Genomic DNA, 17984 nt, shown 5'->3' with positions numbered 1-17984 from the left:
AAGAATATTTAATAATGCCAATCATTTACCATCATATCTCAGCGATGCGTACTGCTTTACAGACTCATCGCGGGCAGCAGCGCATTGCTTTAGTGCCAACGATGGGCAATTTGCATAAAGGACATCTTGAGCTAGTAACGCTTGCTAAACAGCACGCTGATATTGTAATCGTGAGTATCTTTGTCAATCCTACTCAGTTTGGGGAAGGAGAGGATTTTGACAGTTATCCACGCACACTTGATAGTGACGTTGCCAAGCTGACATCAGTCGATGCTGATTATATCTTTGCGCCGAGTATTGATGAGATGTATCCCGTATTGCCGCCTCCGACCTGTGTGCTTGCGGGTGCTATTGCCAATCAACTGTGTGGTCAGTCGCGTCCTGGTCACTTCGATGGTGTTGGGATTGTGGTATCTAAACTGTTTAATATTATCCAACCCGATTTGGCAGTATTTGGACAAAAAGACTATCAACAGTTGGCAATTATTAAGCAATTGGTACGTGACTTAAGTTATCCGATCGAAATCATAGGCGCGCCCATTGTCCGTGCTGATGATGGTTTGGCGTTGTCCTCGCGTAACCAGTATTTAACTAACGCTGAGCGTCAAATCGCACCGGTACTACATCAAGCGCTCCAACGTTTGGCTCAGCAGCTAGCAACTGGCAAGCTAAGTCAACAAAGGATGCAAGCATCATTGGCAGAGACGCGCAGGTACCTTACTGATGCTGGATTTACGATTGATTATCTAGAGATAAAAACGGATCAGCTAGGCTCAATAACTACTGCTGAAGGCTCCAATATAGTTGAAAAACGGTTTATTATTTTAGTTGCTGCTTGGTTGGGAAGAGCCCGTCTATTAGATAACGAGTTTGTCACTATTAACAAGCAGTTTTAATGATGGGTTCACAACGTGTGGTAATACCAAAAAGGCAGAAAGCGCTTAACATGCTCGTAGACAAAGTAGACGATAAAATATGGTCAATTCGCTATAAAAATGACACAGCGAGACTGGTATAAATTTTTTGCAGCCTCTGTCAGCGTAGACACAGCAAGCAAGAAGAATTTATACCAGCTGCGCATCATGTTACAACGTATCGATTTTATCTGGTATCGACTATACAACGTATGCATCAGTGATTGAACAAACTAGGATGGTGGGATCATGGAAGCAATAGGGACAAATCAAGACAACAAAGTAACGTCAGGACCAGTACTAACAGACAAGTCGCAAGATGACAGCGTCAGTATACTGGTGGTGTCAGGTCGTTCAGGGTCGGGTAAGACCTCGGTATTGAATATTTTAGAAGATTTGGGCTATTATTCTATCGACAATTTACCCCTGTCTTTGGTACCAAGTGCCGTCGATAAATTAGTTGGTGAAAGCAGTATTCGCCGTATTGCCCTTGGTGTCGATATCCGCACTCCACGCGCAGATTTAAGCAATTTTGCCTCTATTCATAAGATGCTTAAGCAAACCTATGGCGAACAGACGGTCAAAGTAATCTATGTGACCGCGCAGGACACTATTTTGGTGGCACGCTTTAACGCCACTCGCCGCGTACATCCTCTAATGGCACAAGAGTATGAAAGCTCTACTTATCCGACATACAATCTGCCCGCTGCTATCAAAAAAGAAGAAGAGTTACTAGAGCCTATTGCCAGCTATGCTGATATAAAGATTGATACGAGTAAATTAAACATTCATCAGTTAAAAGAGCGTCTGCGAGATCATATTGGGGCAGACAATAAGATTGTGATCAATCTGCTGTCTTTTGGCTTTAAATATGGCAGTCCTATCGATGCCGATTTTATATTTGATGTGAGAATTTTACCAAACCCGCATTGGAACCCTGAGCTGCGTACCGCAACTGGTCTTGATCCAGAGGTTGATAAGTTCTTCGCTGATTATCCAGAAGTCGCCGAGATGACTGACGATATTGCAAAATTTTTAGATCGTTGGTTGCCAGATTTCCTACATAATAATCGTCATACGGTGACAGTTGCTATTGGCTGTACGGGCGGCAAGCATCGTTCTGTTTTTATCACCGATAAGCTGCAACGTTATCTTGCAAAGAGTCTACCTCAAGGTTTGGTAGTGGCAGCCAAGCATCGTGAAAAGCGCCGTTGGTAGCTTTATCGCCGCTGTTTTATTAGTAGATAGACAATATATATGATGTAGTATAAAAATTTCGCTGGTGCAAATGGTTGCCAGCCATCTCTCATTTTTATTTATTATTTTGGAAAGCTTGTATGATTGACTGGTCAGAACAGGACATGCGCGTCTCGCGTACTGAACTTAAAAAAGCTCATGAACGCTTGCAAGAATTATCAATACCGCTTGCTAGCTTATCGAAAAAGCAACTCAAAAACCTACCAGCCAGTGACTATTTTATGGCTGAATTGATGGCATTGGCAGATATTACCAGTGCAAATGCCCGCAATCGCCAGACCAAACGTGTTGGTAAACTCATTAGCGAAGAAAATCGCCATGAACTGGTAAAAGCATTGTTTGATGCTTTTTTTCCTAATGAGCAGATTGCTAAAATTGAAAGCTGGCGGGGTAGGCTTAATATTAACGACGAAGGTACGCTCAAGCAGTTTGTAAAACAGTACAAAGCCTCAGAGCGCAACAGCTTATATCAACTACTGCTTTGGATTGAATACGCCAAACATATGCAAGATGATGAGCTACTAGTAGAATCAGAGCAAGATCTGGCCAGTTATATCCGAGAAGTTGCGATTTTAACGCAGCTAAAATATTAAATATCTAATCATAGAATATAAAAGCCGACTAAGTTTAGTCGGCTTTTTGCTATGTATCGTTTATATAAAATGACTTTTACGAAGGAAAAATATTAAACCGTACGTTTTATGTCGGGCAATTTTGAAGAACTATTATCGGCGTTGCTCAAAACATATTTATTGTAGGTTAATGAGTTGTTTACAAGTCATATCTCGCCTTCTGGTGTTTTCTATGCTATCTATATGATATTAAGGTGTATTTATTTTTTGGATAAGTACAGTTACGTTAATATCGATTCTTTTACTAATCGTTACTTATACATCAGGTAGGAGTATTATCATTGGCTGAACCTATAATAGTAACTGTGATTTTGAATCCAGTACCGGATCCATCTTTTGATGAGCCAATGTATCATGCCTTTGTGATGCTAAAAGAATGGGCCGCTGATCACAACGTAACCGTACAGCCTCCTATAGACACTGATGCAGAAGCGTTACGGTATGCAGCTTTGCTGGTTCCTGATAAGGAGCAGGTAAATACATTGATTGTCGAGCTTTTAGAGCTAACGTTCGTTGATACCTGCTATAAAAAGCCAACTGACGTTCCTCCTTAAGTAGTTCTTGCTAAGCAATTTTTGTCTTAATAGGAGTGATAATTATGACAAATAGTTCAGGAAAAAAAGCGCTTGCATCCCCACGTGAGACGATTGTTATTATGCAGCCTGATGTGGGACTGCGTGCCTCCGATGGGCGTCTTGAGACCACCACAGCAGAACCAGTATCTGATATAAAAAAAGTATTAGATACATATCAAGCTAATATGGTTCCTATGTTTGGCAGTACAGAGGAGAGAGTTGAGCAACAGATGATGGCCGAGTCTGCTGAAGGCGTGGCAGATATACCGATGCCGAATCTGTGTCGATTTTATAAGCTGGAAGTGGATCAAGAAAGGGCGCAAGAAGCTGCTGAGGCAATGGCCAGTTTGAGCCGAGTTGAAGCCTCTTATGTAAAACCTGGTGCTGAACCTCCTGTGATGCTAGATGATCAAGATGCCGCCATACAGGATGAAGTGCCTGCTCTTGTGACCCCAGACTTTGTGTCGCACCAACTTTATTTAGATCCTAGCCCTGTAGGGGTGAATGCCCAATGGGCGCACGCACGTGAAGGTGGCCGAGGACAGAATGTTCGCATCATTGATATTGAAGGAGCATGGCGCTTCACTCACGAAGACTTACGCCAACTCCAAGGCGGCGTAGTTGGTGGCACTCAATCACCAGATCTTGGCTGGCGCAATCACGGTACGGCGGTGTTAGGCATATATTCTGGTGATCACAATCGATTTGGGGTATCTGGCATCAGTGATCAGGCCATGGCATCAGCAGTGTCAATCTTTGGTAGTATGGGATCGGCAGCTGCAATCCGCAGTGCAACAGCGCGCTTACGAAGCGGTGACGTGTTGTTGCTAGAGCTTCATCGTCCAGGGCCACGCTATGACTTTCAAGCTCGAGAAGATCAAAAAGGATATATTGCCATTGAGTGGTGGGAGGATGACTACGCTGCTATTTTAGCGGCAACTCGTCGTGGCATCATCGTGGTCGAAGCGGCTGGCAATGGTGCTGAAAATCTGGATGATGATATTTATGAGGTGCGACCAAACAATTTTCCAAGTAGTTGGCGTAATTCTTTTCGCCGATCGAATCGAGATTCTGGCGCTATTTTTGTTGGCGCAGGAGCACCGCCGCCTGGTACTCATGGACGCGATCATGGACCAGATAGATCAAGATTGGGTTTTTCAAACTACGGTGCATTGATCGATGCACAAGGCTGGGGTCGTGAAGTGACGACGTGTGGCTATGGTGATCTACAAAGCGGTTTAGACGAGGACGTTTGGTACACAGATACTTTTTCAGGCACATCGTCTGCATCACCTATTGTGGTTGGAGCCGTGGCCTCATTGCAAGGTATGGCACGTGCTCGCGGTAGTGCAATCCTAACGCCTACCCAAATACGCCAGTGCTTACGTGCGACAGGCGCTGAACAAACTGATGCACCTGAACGTCCACGTACACAGCGTATCGGCAATAGACCCGATATAAAAGCATTATACCAATATGCCTTTGAGAGCACTCAAACGATGATAGAAATTGGAAAAAGCAAAGAAGAAGAGTCTATTAAAGCGTTCCAAGAGTTTGAAGCATTCAAAGCGTTTGAAAGGTTTGAAGCATTCAAACAATTCAGAGCATTTGAGGAATTCAAAGCATTCAAAGAAAAAGATCGTAAAGCGTTCGATACAAACGTGGAAAAATAGACTGACACCTGATAAGAGCTTGCTCGACACGCAGTCTAATTTTCTAGAGCTTGTAACGTTACAAGCTTATCCATCAATAAGCTCTTTTTTCGTAAACTGACTTCTTTAAAACAAAACAACTAAACATAAAAAAGCCAATCGTTAAGGATTGGCTTTTTTATTGTCAATAGTAATTGGTGCTCACTAAACTATTTTTTTTCAGCGCGAACTTTATCTACCAAATAATCGACTACTTTAGGAACGGTCGCACCTTCACCCGTTACCACATATTTGCCTTGTACAACTACTGCTGGTACACCAGAGAGTTGATAGCGCTTAGCACCCGCTTGTGAGCGGCCGATTTTGGTACCTACTGCAAATGAGTTATATAAGCTATTAAACTTCTTTTGATCAACGCCTTTTGTAGCGTACCATTTGCTTAGTGAAGCTTGATCAAACAGCTGCTTGCCGTCTTTGTGGACAGCGTCAAACAAAGCGTCGTGGGTTTTGTCTTCATAACCCAATAGCTGAGCGGCATAAAAACCGCGCGCACTGGCTTCCCAAACTGGGTTTAGCGCAGCTGGCGTCTTAAAGAAAGCCACGTCCTTGTCTTTGGTCTTAGCCCATTTTTCCATATGCGGATTAAGGACGTTACAATGAGGGCAACCATACCAAAAAAATTCGCGTACGATAATAGCATCACCGCTGATTTTCTCTGGGTTATCTAGGACACGGTAGTCCTTTCCTGCGACATAATCGGCTGCTTGTGCGCCCATATTGGCGATTCCAATGGCAATAGCCAGACCAGTCAATGTGATGACACGTTTCATACGTCTTCCTTTGGGAATAAATGTTTGAATTTTTAATGACGATGTTTGCTGAGAAAGCGCGAGGCGCAAGCTGCTTATCATAACGTAAAATAGGGCTGTTTGTGAACCGGATTCTTAATCTACCGTTGTAAAGCTGTTAGACATTATTTATACAACCTTACCTATAAACAAATCAAACAGTTGTTTTTGACCTGTCAATTCATGATTGAGAGACATATTTCACTTGGCATAAGTTAACAATACCCCTCATAATCGGTCACGATGTCCTTACGCAAAATGCGCGCGCTCATGCTACCATAAAGCCCATGACAGCGCGTAACAACGCACAACCGATAAGTAATGCATAATAGATAAGTAATGACACTAAAGGAAACCTCATGAGCTCAGCCATTCCCCCTTCATCTAACGATCTTCAGTCAGATACGATGACAAACGACATCCCAGACGATACGGATATGACCGAAGTAGAAGCCACGCATACACAGAGGAACGCGTCTACCAATGTCGATCCAAGCGAAGTCGATAAGTTTAATAAACTTGCTAATGAATGGTGGGATAGTACGGGTGCATTTGCAACGTTGCACCATATCAATCCGCTACGTCTTAATTGGATAGAAGAAAACGTCAAACGTGGCTATCAAAATAGCAATCAAGACGGTCATCAAAGTCATGACGCAAAGAAAACAGCTGAGATGGGTCTGAGTGGTAAAAAAGTATTGGATGTTGGCTGCGGCGGCGGCATATTAGCCGAATCGATGGCACGTCGCGGCGCTGATGTCACTGGTATCGATTTGGGTACTGAAAACTTAAAAGCCGCCAGCTTACATGCAGAGCAAAGCCATTTAGAAGACTGTTTACGTTATCAGCATGTACCCGTTGAGAGTTTAGCAGCCACTCATGCAGGTCAGTTCGATGTCGTGACCTGCATGGAGATGCTCGAGCATGTACCAGATCCTAGTGCAATTGTACAAGCATGTTATGATCTGCTGGCCCCAGGCGGTGTCTGTGTGCTCTCTACCCTCAATCGCAATCCAAAATCTTACTTGTTTGCGATCATTGGAGCAGAGTATGTATTGCGCCTGCTAGATCGCGGCACCCATAACTATGCAAAATTTATCACTCCAGCTGAGCTTGATAAAATGGCATTAAACTCAGGCTTTCGTCGTCAAGATATCATCGGGTTACATTACAATCCACTAACCAAACGCTATTGGTTGGCACAAAATGTCGATGTTAATTATATGTTGGCCGTTCAAAAGCCACTGATTGAAGATAAATTTTAATAAGAGCAGACGATATGACTCAATTTGTAAAAGCTGTTTTATTTGATTTAGACGGTACGCTCATTGATACTGCAGCAGATTTTGTACGTATTATTGGTAAGATGAGTGCCCAAAATAATTGGCAAGCCCCGCCTGAGGCCCAGATTCGTGAGCAAGTTTCTGCTGGTGCATCAGCCATGGTGCAGCTGATGCTACGTCATAATGATCAAATCGAGATGAGCGAAGACGCCTTACTGGCTTTTCGTCAGCAGTTTTTGGATGATTATGAGACAGATATTTGTGTCGATAGCTGCGTGTTCGATGAGCTTGAAGCGGTATTGGAGACACTTGAGGAAAAAGGCGTGCCTTGGGGAATTGTAACCAATAAACCGCGTTACTTATCAGAGCAACTGCTCAAAGTAATGCAATTGGATGAGCGCTGTGCTGTTTTGGTATGTCCCGATGATGTCTCACGCACCAAGCCGGATCCAGAGCCCATGTATATGGCCCTAGAAAAGCTTGGAATACCTCGTGGCGCTGCTGGTTGCGTGGTTTATGTAGGCGATCATATACGTGACATAGACGCTGGTAGGGCTGCTGGTATGTCGACGATTTTGGCCGCTTATGGGTATATCCCTCCTGAAGATCAAAACAACTTAAAAAGCTGGGGCGCAGACCATATTATCGATACGCCCAAGCAATTGAGCAAATTGTTATTATCCCCCAGCAAGTTTGAATATATATAATTTAAGCATATTGGCTTGAATATTTCTGGTCAGTGATATCCAACCAGCCTGAGATATTCCAAACATAAACTTTATTATAAACAGATAAGTAGTGGACGAACCTATGAGCGACAATGTGAATCAACCTCTAAGCCATGATGATATTCGTACTTTTGCGCCGCAGGATAATTGTCTAAATGGTAAAACCATCTTAGTGACAGGGGCAGGGGATGGTATTGGACGTATCGCTGCATTGACCTATGCGCGCTATGGCGCAACGGTACTATTACTTGGTCGTACTACCAGTAAGCTTGAAGCCGTCTATGATGAGATCGAGAGCTTGGGCGGTAAACAACCTGCGATGCTACCGATGGATTTAGAGAAAGCCACTTACTCTGAAATGCAGCAATTAGAAGGCTTGATCGTCAAAGAAATCGGTCAACTTGATGGCATACTACATAATGCAGGGATATTAGGCGAGCTGACACCGCTTGAGATGTACGATGTCGATACCTTTGCCAAGGTGATGCAGGTCAACTTTACCGCCACCTTTATGCTCACTCAAGCACTATTACCGTTACTTAAAGACGCTGACAATGGCTCTATTGTTTTTACCTCCAGTACTGTCGGTACATATCCACGTGCGTTTTGGGGTGCATACGCGCTCTCAAAACAAGCCGTAGAAGGCATGAGTGATATCTTCACTCAAGAAACGCAAAACACGACTCGTTTACGCTTTAATTGTATCAATCCAGGCGGTACGCGTACTAACATGCGCGCTCATGCTTTTCCGGGTGAAAACCCGATGAGTCTCAAAACACCTGAGGATATCATGGCAGGCTATGTCTGTCTGATGAGCGATGACAGTATTGGTGTACGCGGTCAAGTTGTGGCATTACAACCAAAAGATTGAAACGCATAATAACTGGCTTTATTTTCTTCGGTATTGGAAATGATAACAGTATTGAAAACAAGATTATTTAGCCCCATCTATTTGTTCTTAAAGACTTTTATTAAATAAGAAAGGATAAGTTATGGCAGGTGGCTGGTCAAGAGATGGTGCTGAGCACGAACAGATGGATGCAACCGTGAATGATGCATTGGATCGTGTCAGAAGTGCTATACCTACAGGTGATAGCGCTGAGTTTTGTGATGAATGTGGTAACCCAATTCCACAAGCGCGGCGTATAGCTGTACCTGGTGTTCAGCATTGTGTCGGCTGTCAGACGGAGCTTGAACAAGACGCTAAAGCGGCGGAGCTATTTAATCGCCGCGGCAGTAAAGACAGTCAATTGCGCTAATAATGTTGTATTATGTTTATCATAAAAAACCAACCCGATGCGGTTGGTTTCTTTATAAAAGTACTTGAGTAATTAAAAAATAAATAGTGACCAGATTCAACAGTAAGCCAGCTAAAAACACATATCCATCTTCTGTAATCAAAGCGATGGCAAATAAAATGACAGAGGCCGCAGGTATCATAACCGCGAAAGGTATGAGCTCAAGAGGAATCATAGCAAGGGCAGCAAAAATACAAAGGGCTGCCGCTACCTTTTTTGCCTTATTAGAGGTTAGCGACTTAAGTCTGGGTTTAACGACTTTATCGATCCACCTTGTGGCTTTTGATGCAATGTTCACACCTTTGTGCAGTTTGTCCTCATCAAAAGAGATATTATCAACAAATTGTGGTAACCAAGGTCGCTCTTTACCAAAGAGCATCTGAATGCTAATCAAAATAATTATAATACCGCAAACTGTTGGCACCCCAGGGATGCCGCCTGTTGGCATGATAGCAATGAGAGCAGGGGCAAATATTAAAGGTCCAAAGCCTTTAGAGTTAAGCGTATCCATGATATCGCCGATATCTACCTTGCCCGCATCTTTATCAGGGTCTAATTGCTTAAGTACAGCAGTCAGACTGTGTTCTGATGAAGAATGACTCGACTCTGAATTTTCTTTATCACGATAAGCACTTTTATGCTTATCTAGAGTAACTAAGTGATGGTCTGTACGAACGCCAGATTTATGAGGAGAAGAGTTATCGTCTGTCATCATAGTTCCTAAGCGCTTAGCTTTTATCCGTTTTCAGCTTCAGCATCCGATTCTGACTCATCAGGAACAAAGACATAGCCCACACCCCAGACCGTTTGAATATAACGGGCCTGTGATGGGTTGTCTTCTATTAGACGGCGCAAGCGTGATACTTGAACATCGATTGAGCGCTCCATCGCGCCCCATTCACGGCCACGTGCAAGATTCATAAGCTTATCACGCGTCAATGGTTCGCGCGGATGCTGTACTAGGGCCTTTAAGACAGAAAACTCTCCTGTCGTCAATGTCACGACGTTGCCGTCACGTTTAAGTGTACGCGTCGATAAATCAAGCGTCCATGGTCCAAATTCAACCACTTCTAGCTGATAGCTTGGCGCGCCTGGCAGCTCGCGGTTTTGACGGCGTAATACCGCTTTGATACGTGCTAATAGCTCTTTTGGGTTAAAGGGCTTTGGCAAGTAATCATCAGCGCCCGCCTCCAGACCGGCGATACGATCTGCATCGCCACCTTTGGCGGTTAACATGATGATTGGAATATCACCGTTGTCTTCACGTAGACGTCTACAAATACTGATACCGTCCTCTCCTGGTAGCATCAAATCCAATACTACTAAAGAAAACAATTCACGCTGCATTAGTTTGTCCATTTGACTGGCATCGTGAGCCGTCCGCACTACAAAGCCATCATCTTCTAGAAAGCGCTGTAATAAAGAACGTAGGCGTGCATCATCATCGACGACTAAAATACGTTGGGTCATGCTATCGGTGCTTTTATTATCAGTCATGCAGATATCCTTTAATGAATAGTGTCGTTACCAAAAACTGTTGTTACCAAAGATTGTCATTGCCAAGAGCTACTATTGTCAAAAATTATGATTGTTGTTGATAATCGACACATTAGATACTAGTACCATCTTGAGGGTAGAGGTTGTTATGAGTTCATATCAATCTATTTAACAGTCAATCTATGTGGTATCCATCCCACTAAATACTTATAACACAAAACCAAAAATCCTACGGTCAAAAATTCTAAAAAAGTAATAGTAACAAAAACTGTTTTTAGAGCAAATCTGACCATTCATACCTTTATTGAAGGGTTTGAGGAAGATTGATATTTTTAATCTTATAGCTTTAGTGTATAAGATTGGACAGGCAATTGCATCATCCATAGACATAAATGCTGTATGCGTTTGTTTAACGTAGCGATTAGCGCTAGTTTATATGAAAACTTAAACCATAAAGACTATTATTTGAGCGATAAAGACTATTATTTGAGTGATAAAGACTATGATAAGTAATGAAGATATAAAAAGGATTTTTATTCATGCAGCTTTTGCTATAATGCCAAACTACATTTCTCAACGATTGATACGGATATGAGTAGCACTGATACCTTAACGGCGTCTCAACCCTCGACGAATTTACAGGGTCTGGATGCAACCACACACGCGAATATTCACGACAAACTTGCTCGCGCGCTTGGCATTAAGACTGCTCAAGTCAATGCGTTTGTCAAACTCTACGATGAAGGGGCAACGGTTCCATTTATTGCCCGTTATCGCAAAGAAAAGACGCAAAATTTAGACGATGCACAGCTGCGTGCTCTAGAAAAATCGCTCAATTATGAGCGCGATATGGCAACACGTCGCCTCAAAATTACTGAGCTACTGAGCACACAAGGCAATTTGACAGACGAGTTACAGACCCGTATTGATAATGCGACGTCTAAGCTTGAGCTTGAAGACATCTACTTGCCATACCGTCCGCGTCGCCGTTCACCGGCAGCCAAGGCGCGCGCTGCTGGTCTCGATGTGGTAGCACAAGCGGTCTTGACGCAAGAGATTACCCCGATAGAGGCTTTAGCTGACTATCAAGCACCAAGCAGTCTGTCTGATGATAGCGGTAATGAGATCGAAGTTGATTTTAGCGATATCGACAAACAACTGGCTGGTGTACAAGCCATCATCGTCGATGAATGGACACAAGCACTGAATCTACTCGATGATTTGCGTAATGGTTTTGCAAAAACGGCCAGTATCGTCTCCACTGTTGCAAGTGATGAAAAACGCGAAGTCGGTGAAAAATTCAAAGACTATTTTGAGCATAGCGAAAGCCTTGCCCGTCTGCCTAATCATCGCCTGCTTGCGATGTTGCGCGGTCGTCAAGAAAACGTTTTGGGACTCAAAATCGAAGGTGAAGACGCGCCGTTCATCGAAAAAATCATTAGTCATTTCGATGTCGATGCTAAAGCGCCTGCTGAGCGCCGTGAATTTTTAGCACAAGCAGCGACTAGTCTGTGGAAAGATAAATGGCGTCCGCATATTGAGCATCGGTTGTTGACTGAAAAGCGTCTGACTGCTGAGGCCGATGCAATCGATGTATTTGCGAACAATTTGCAGCACTTACTAATGTCAGCACCTGCCGGTCGCAAAGTCATTTTGGGTGTGGATCCTGGTATCCGTCATGGCGTCAAAATGGCGATTGTCGATGCCCAAGGTCATGTCATGTTAGACGGCGAAGACAAGCCTGTCGTGGCGACAGTTTATCCATTTGCGCCTGACAACAAGATGGCCGAGGCCAAAAAAGTCATCGATGAGCTACTAAGCACTTATGATGTTGATCTAGTCGCTATCGGTAACGGGACTGCTAGCCGCGAAACAGATGCGATGGTAAAAGAGATTTTGGCTGCGAATGCTGCTTTGAAAGCCAAAGCCGTCATCGTCAACGAGTCTGGCGCATCAGTCTATTCTGCAAGCGAGCTTGCCAGCGATGAGCTTGCTAACCTAGATGTATCTGTACGCGGCGCGGTATCTATCGCTCGCCGCTTACAAGATCCGCTCTCAGAGCTGGTAAAGGTTGATCCAAAAGCGATTGGTGTTGGTCAATATCAGCATGATGTGAACCAAAGTCAGTTGGCTGATAGTCTTGATAAAGTGACTCAAGATAGCGTGAATGCGGTTGGTGTTGATGTCAATACAGCAAGTCCTGCTATCTTAGCGCACATCGCAGGTTTGAATAAAAATGTCGCTCAGCAAATCGTCACTTATCGCAAAGAACATGGCGCATTTGATAGTCGTGAAGCGCTCAAAAACGTTCCGCGTTTAGGCGCTAAGACCTTTGAGCAAGCGGCAGGCTTCCTACGTATTCATGACGGTAGCAACCCGCTGGATGCCACAGGCGTGCATCCAGAAAGCTATGAGCTGGTCGACAGCTTATTGGCGCAAACAGACAAGGTATTGTCAGAGGTGCTCGGTAATGATGGTGTGCTAAATACTATCGATACCAATGCACTCGCGGCAAATGATGACAATATCAGTGTAAAAGCCATCATTGAAGAGCTGGCAAAACCAGCACGCGATCCACGTCCTGAGTTCAAAACGGCTAGTTTCCGTGAAGATGTCAATAGCATTAAGGACTTAGAAGAAGGCATGCAGCTTGAAGGCGTTGTGACCAACGTGACCGCTTTTGGTTGTTTCGTTGATGTTGGCGTACACCAAGACGGCTTGGTACATATCTCACAGATGGCCAATGACTTCGTTGCAGATCCGATGAACCGCGTTAAACCAGGTGACATCGTTTCGGTGCGCGTCATTTCTATTGATGAAAAACGTGGCCGCATTGGTTTTAGTATGAAGCCTGAATCTGAAAAGCCAGCGCATTCAGTAGCAAAGCCTACTGCAAACACTGGTAATGATGACAAAGCCAGCCGCCCACGTAGCAATCGTCCAGCCACCGATAAGCGCCCATCAAAACCACGTGGCAACCGTCAAGAAAAAGACAGTGCTAACAACCGCAGCAAAGCGCCTAGAGCTGATAAAGCTGAAGCGCCTGGCAAAATGGGTACACTTGGTGCACTGCTACAAGAAGCGGGTGTAACAAAAAATAAGAAATAATAGCAAGTAATTGATAAAGAGACATAAAAAGGCAGCCGTTAGGCTGCCTTTTTTATGCACACAACATATGTTTTCATTAGTGATATGTCTTTAACCAACCATCGCTGAATCATCGTTAGTTAAACGACATTAACGTGGCATAACACGGCGATTTTCGCTAAATTCAACTTCAGCAGGCTGAGTGGCTAGTAATTCACCACGGTTATCTTTAGTTTTCTCTTGCAGCGTAACTGCTGCGTTTGCGCTGTTAGGATCATCGTTAAGCACTTCACCTGCAATCAATGGCTGATACTCAGTATTGCTATGTTGTTGGTTTAGGGCTTGCGGGGCAGCTTGCTCAGAGTCGAGATTGGTCATCTCATCAGGGTTACCCATCATGTTTGGTTCGTTCATCTCATCAGGGTTACTCATCATGTCTGGATCGTTCATCTCGTCAGGGTTACTCATCATGTTTGGGTCGTTCATCTCATCAAGGTTACCCATCATGTTTGGATCGTTCATCTCGTTAGGGTTCGTTTCAGTAATATTTACATCACTTTCTACTTCACCCGGTTGAGTAGCCAATAACTCACCATCTGGGCCTTCAATCTCAGCTTGTAAAGTATTAGGTGCAGGAGTATCGCGCATATCTGCTGGTGTAATATTGCCCTGATCCATAGGAGCAGCCATGGCGATACTTGGCATTACTAAAGCTGCGCCGATGATTAATGATAAAGTACGTTTTTGCATCAGTTAATTCCTTGAGTCACAAGTTTTATTAATCAGCTTAAAATATGCTTAAGCTTGATCGCTACTTAGCGTTATTCCTTTAGTTATCCATCTACTTAACGTTTTAAATATAACTGTTTAATATATTTAAAACGTCAACTGTAGATAGAACAAAATCATGACAACTGAGTTGGTTGTAGGTTGTCATGATACTTATAAGTAAAAGATTTATAAAATAGCTATAATCTCAACACGCAAAGTACCAGCTCTCAGGTTGGTACTTCAGTAGTAAACTCATTAAAGGTCTAACAGATTGATGTATTCGTGTGACGATATGCAAGTGCTGTGTCTGTAGATATGTATAAATTTTGACCGATAATTTAGGAGTTAAAATCAATAAAATATGACACGTTATCCTTTGATGATAAGCCAACTATACATTCTACAATGAGCTATTCGCCAGTAACTGGGTCCACAACACGTGATGATGTATCATTGTTAGGTACACGAGTAACTGGGAACGTTTGATTGATTTCGATTTCATCAACGATTTGCTCGTCAGCTTCCTGACCAACAATCGTAGCACGCTCAGTACCATCTTCGATGGCTATTGCTGTACCTTCCGCCGTTTTGATACGTTTAATCTGGTCTTCTGGAGCATAGATGACCTCTTTCACACTATATTTAGTAGGACGAATAACGCGCTTAGTTGCAACGACGACTGGCTCTACAATACGCGCTTCTGCCACAGCCACTTGCGCTTCAAGAGATGTCACTTCGCTTACTACAGGAGTTGGAAACTTATCACTAAAATGATTGTCGCACTGTTGCATGCTCAAACGTATAGGGTCACCACTTTTATTCATGTAGACATTAACGGGCATATCAGGGGCAATAGGCACATATTTACCGACCAATGCACCCGAAACACCATAACGACCATCCGATTGACCGACACCCAAATCACAAGCACCGGCTGCATAATCTGACGTTTGTAAGTCATTGCTGCTAACCACATCTTGAGGAATCATAACTTCGGACAAACGCATTGTTTTGACAGAAGCCTCACCAGCGCGGCGTTTTGGCTTTTGATAGGTGTAAGGGGTGTAGAATGTAGCAGAGCCGTCTTTTACCGCGGTGACACATTCTTCATAGCTGTCGTAGCCTACGTTACCATGTTCATCAGTAACCATAGCTGCATTGGCAGAATGCGCAAACATAGCTAGGCCTGACGCTAACATGGCTGTCGTTAATATATTCAATTTCATAATAGATTCCTCTCAATGACTGTTGGTTGTCGTTGTTACTCAACCGTTATTTTAAGATTTTAGTTTAAAGAACAGTTATTTGAGCGTTATTTTCTTGCTCTTAACTTATCATTTTTTAGCTATTTGAACTGGTTGTTGATGTCTTATTTAATCAGTTTTATAGACACAATCTTCACAGGTTGATAACTTTATTAAGGGTACGTGATATAAATGAATGCCACTGTTTCATTGCATTAACGAAGTGTGTCGTTATGTGGCACATAACCATAAATTGGTAATAATGCTTACGTACGAAATACACAATTATCGTTTGTTAACATTGCTGACCTTATGCTTATTTAGCGCATTTACTAAATATTGGTTTAGTCGTGTGCTACTTCTTTCATTTTGACCCGACTGTCACTCTGTTAATTTATCCAGTCGTTTGAAAGTCTAAGACAGTAAAGCCCAAAGCAATAAAAAAGCCGCACTCTACAATTAAAGTGCGGCTATTATTAACAATATATTTTACGGTTATTATTGGTCAACGACTTCAAAGCTAAGACCAGCGTGAGTCTCTAAGCGCGTTAATAGCTTATCACCCATCGCAGAAGCGGGTGTCCAAAAACCACCTGACACATCCTCTTTAGCGATATCTCGAGCAAGACATAAGGCTGAATGAGCAAGCATACGTGATGTGCTGCCATAGCCTGGGTCTTTATCGCCTGTGACCTTAGTATTGATATTGTCGTTATTGGCAGTCTCACCAAAAAAACGAATGTCAAAGTAGCCGTTTTCTTGTTCAGACTTAGAAGGTCCAGAGCCTGATTTTGGTAAGATATGTTTTGAGAGCAGCTCACGACTTGGCTTAAATACCATTGCCGTAGCAAAGCTCAATAATCCTGCACTCATACCATAGCTCATCAGCTTGCCTTTCACCCCATCCTTCATCCACATCGCTTCATCATATTTAAACTCACGACCATATTCGTAGCCCAAAAGCTGATTACTGCGGTGAACGATGCGCGTATTAATACTTGCCATTACAAACGGCGCCAACCAGCGCTTGTGTTCTTCATCATACTCAGGTCGGCTGACATTCTCTTGACGCACACTAGGCGCGTCTTTATCGTCATTGAGTAAGTAGGGGTTAGCAACTTGCTTACGGCGCTCTTTATCTTGACCGACTTCTTCAAATATAGTGGCCATAGAAGCAACTGTACCGCCCGACAAACCACCTTTTGCCGCTTTTACTCTCATATTGATGACCGTACAGGCTTCATCAAACTGCTTCTCAGCTTGTTGCTGGGTGTAGTAGACACCTAGGTCTGAGGGGATAGAGTCAAATCCGCACGAATTAACAATACGTGCGCCGCTTTGCTTGGCAGCGTCTTGGTACTTGTCCATCATGTCTTTAATAAAAATGGCTTCGCCTGTAAGGTCGACATAGTCGGTACCGTTTTTGGTACACGATTTAATCAAAGGTTCGCCATATTTGAGGTAGGGACCAACCGTTGAGATAATAACTTGTGTTTGCTCGGTCATCTTATCAAGGCTGGCATCATCGTTACTGTTAGCGACGATGATATCGATCTTCGCTTTAGTATCTCCATTCTGCTGCGCTGGGCTGAGCTCAGATTGCAGTTTTTCTAATTTTTCTTGGTCACGACCAGCAATTGCCCAAGTGACGGACTGCGTATCTCCATCACTTTTCTTACTAGTATCTGCCAAAAATTGCGCTAAATAGTGCGCAGTAATTTGACCGACAAAACTCGTTGCACCGTATAAAACGACAGCATATGTACGTTGTTGAGTATCCATATCATTATTCATATTTTTTCCTTACTATTTTTTAGATAAATGAGAGCAGAGTAATGCTTAGATTTTTACGTCATATAAACGTTTGATAGCGTTATGAGTTCAAAGTCAACTTAGAACCATACCAGTTATATATCGGTTTGATAAACGACCAATAACCCAACTTTGTCCAAAACAGGGCAATGAGCATACATAAGTTACATAACATATCGTGATCATTACCAAACTGAACGTTTATCTGCTCTAAAAGGTTGTTAATCTACTACTACAACTTATAAGAAATAATATTAACAACAATAAGCATTAAGAGTAATCGAATTTAGCGAACCTGGCAGTACTGATTGTTTATAGTACTGATTGTTTGTAGGTTGATAACTGATCATATTGCTAATATGCGTTAGTTTGCTTTATTCGTATTC

Annotated in this window: 16 protein-coding genes; 10 read left to right on the top strand and 6 right to left on the bottom strand. The window is 43.1% G+C overall.

Annotation, left to right across the window (positions count from 1 at the left end; translation table 11 throughout):
• Nucleotides 1-14 precede the first annotated feature (14 nt).
• From panC to Q0890_RS06080, 5 genes are all read left to right on the top strand, one after another.
• The gene (gene panC, locus Q0890_RS06100) at nucleotides 15-896 is read left to right on the top strand and encodes a pantoate--beta-alanine ligase (protein WP_299218618.1); all 882 of its coding nucleotides are present in this window, start codon (nucleotides 15-17) and stop codon (nucleotides 894-896) included.
• Between the two features lie 267 nt (nucleotides 897-1163).
• A complete protein-coding gene (rapZ, locus tag Q0890_RS06095; protein ID WP_299218616.1) occupies nucleotides 1164-2132 on the top strand; it encodes an RNase adapter RapZ in 969 nt (322 codons plus the stop codon).
• Nucleotides 2133-2251: 119 nt separating this feature from the next.
• A complete protein-coding gene (gene yjgA / locus Q0890_RS06090) occupies nucleotides 2252-2764 on the top strand; it encodes a ribosome biogenesis factor YjgA (protein ID WP_299218614.1) in 513 nt (170 codons plus the stop codon).
• Between the two features lie 320 nt (nucleotides 2765-3084).
• Complete coding sequence (locus Q0890_RS06085) at nucleotides 3085-3357, top strand: hypothetical protein (protein ID WP_299218612.1); 273 nt, start codon at nucleotides 3085-3087, stop codon at nucleotides 3355-3357.
• A gap of 44 nt (nucleotides 3358-3401) precedes the next feature.
• Nucleotides 3402-5051 (top strand): S8 family peptidase, encoded by a 1650-nt coding sequence (locus tag Q0890_RS06080; protein WP_299218610.1) that lies wholly within the window; start codon nucleotides 3402-3404, stop codon nucleotides 5049-5051.
• Between the two features lie 188 nt (nucleotides 5052-5239).
• On the opposite strand, the gene Q0890_RS06075 is transcribed toward Q0890_RS06080, so the two are convergent.
• Complete coding sequence (locus Q0890_RS06075) at nucleotides 5240-5860, bottom strand: thiol:disulfide interchange protein DsbA/DsbL (protein WP_299218608.1); 621 nt, start codon at nucleotides 5858-5860, stop codon at nucleotides 5240-5242.
• A 455-nt stretch (nucleotides 5861-6315) separates the two neighbouring features.
• On the opposite strand from Q0890_RS06075, the gene ubiG reads away from it, so the two are divergent.
• The 4 genes from ubiG to Q0890_RS06055 all read left to right on the top strand — a co-directional run bounded on the left by ubiG (nucleotide 6316) and on the right by Q0890_RS06055 (nucleotide 9148).
• Nucleotides 6316-7143 carry a bifunctional 2-polyprenyl-6-hydroxyphenol methylase/3-demethylubiquinol 3-O-methyltransferase UbiG gene (gene ubiG, locus Q0890_RS06070; protein WP_299219001.1) on the top strand — a complete coding sequence of 276 codons (828 nt, stop codon included), beginning with the start codon at nucleotides 6316-6318 and terminating at the stop codon, nucleotides 7141-7143.
• Between the two features lie 14 nt (nucleotides 7144-7157).
• Nucleotides 7158-7868 (top strand): HAD family hydrolase, encoded by a 711-nt coding sequence (locus Q0890_RS06065; RefSeq protein WP_299218607.1) that lies wholly within the window; start codon nucleotides 7158-7160, stop codon nucleotides 7866-7868.
• Between the two features lie 103 nt (nucleotides 7869-7971).
• A complete protein-coding gene (locus Q0890_RS06060; RefSeq protein WP_299218606.1) occupies nucleotides 7972-8760 on the top strand; it encodes a YciK family oxidoreductase in 789 nt (262 codons plus the stop codon).
• Nucleotides 8761-8881: 121 nt separating this feature from the next.
• Entirely contained in the window at nucleotides 8882-9148 is a 267-nt protein-coding gene (locus Q0890_RS06055) for a DksA/TraR family C4-type zinc finger protein (RefSeq protein ID WP_299218605.1), read from the top strand.
• Nucleotides 9149-9200: 52 nt separating this feature from the next.
• On the opposite strand, the gene Q0890_RS06050 is transcribed toward Q0890_RS06055, so the two are convergent.
• A complete protein-coding gene (locus Q0890_RS06050) occupies nucleotides 9201-9899 on the bottom strand; it encodes an exopolysaccharide biosynthesis protein (RefSeq protein WP_299218603.1) in 699 nt (232 codons plus the stop codon).
• A 23-nt stretch (nucleotides 9900-9922) separates the two neighbouring features.
• Nucleotides 9923-10684, bottom strand: a complete 762-nt coding sequence (ompR, locus tag Q0890_RS06045) for a two-component system response regulator OmpR (RefSeq protein WP_299185991.1) — start codon at nucleotides 10682-10684, stop codon at nucleotides 9923-9925.
• Between the two features lie 591 nt (nucleotides 10685-11275).
• Between ompR and Q0890_RS06040 the strand changes: the two genes are divergently transcribed.
• Entirely contained in the window at nucleotides 11276-13792 is a 2517-nt protein-coding gene (locus Q0890_RS06040) for a Tex family protein (RefSeq protein ID WP_299218602.1), read from the top strand.
• Between the two features lie 129 nt (nucleotides 13793-13921).
• Here Q0890_RS06040 and Q0890_RS06035 read toward each other — a convergent pair whose 3' ends face one another.
• The 3 genes from Q0890_RS06035 to Q0890_RS06025 all read right to left on the bottom strand — a co-directional run bounded on the left by Q0890_RS06035 (nucleotide 13922) and on the right by Q0890_RS06025 (nucleotide 17580).
• On the bottom strand, nucleotides 13922-14521 hold the full coding sequence (locus Q0890_RS06035) for a hypothetical protein (protein WP_299218600.1): 600 nt from the start codon (nucleotides 14519-14521) through the stop codon (nucleotides 13922-13924).
• Nucleotides 14522-14952: 431 nt separating this feature from the next.
• Nucleotides 14953-15768: a hypothetical protein gene (locus Q0890_RS06030; RefSeq protein ID WP_299218599.1), complete on the bottom strand. Its 816-nt coding sequence runs from the start codon at nucleotides 15766-15768 to the stop codon at nucleotides 14953-14955.
• Between the two features lie 516 nt (nucleotides 15769-16284).
• Nucleotides 16285-17580 carry a trans-acting enoyl reductase family protein gene (locus Q0890_RS06025; RefSeq protein ID WP_299218598.1) on the bottom strand — a complete coding sequence of 432 codons (1296 nt, stop codon included), beginning with the start codon at nucleotides 17578-17580 and terminating at the stop codon, nucleotides 16285-16287.
• Nucleotides 17581-17984 lie beyond the last annotated feature (404 nt).

The organism is uncultured Psychrobacter sp., from assembly GCF_947488565.1.
GTDB classification, from domain to species: domain Bacteria; phylum Pseudomonadota; class Gammaproteobacteria; order Pseudomonadales; family Moraxellaceae; genus Psychrobacter; species Psychrobacter saeujeotis.
The sequence above is the reverse complement of the archived record's forward strand: the minus strand, read 5'-3'. Positions and strand labels throughout refer to the sequence as shown.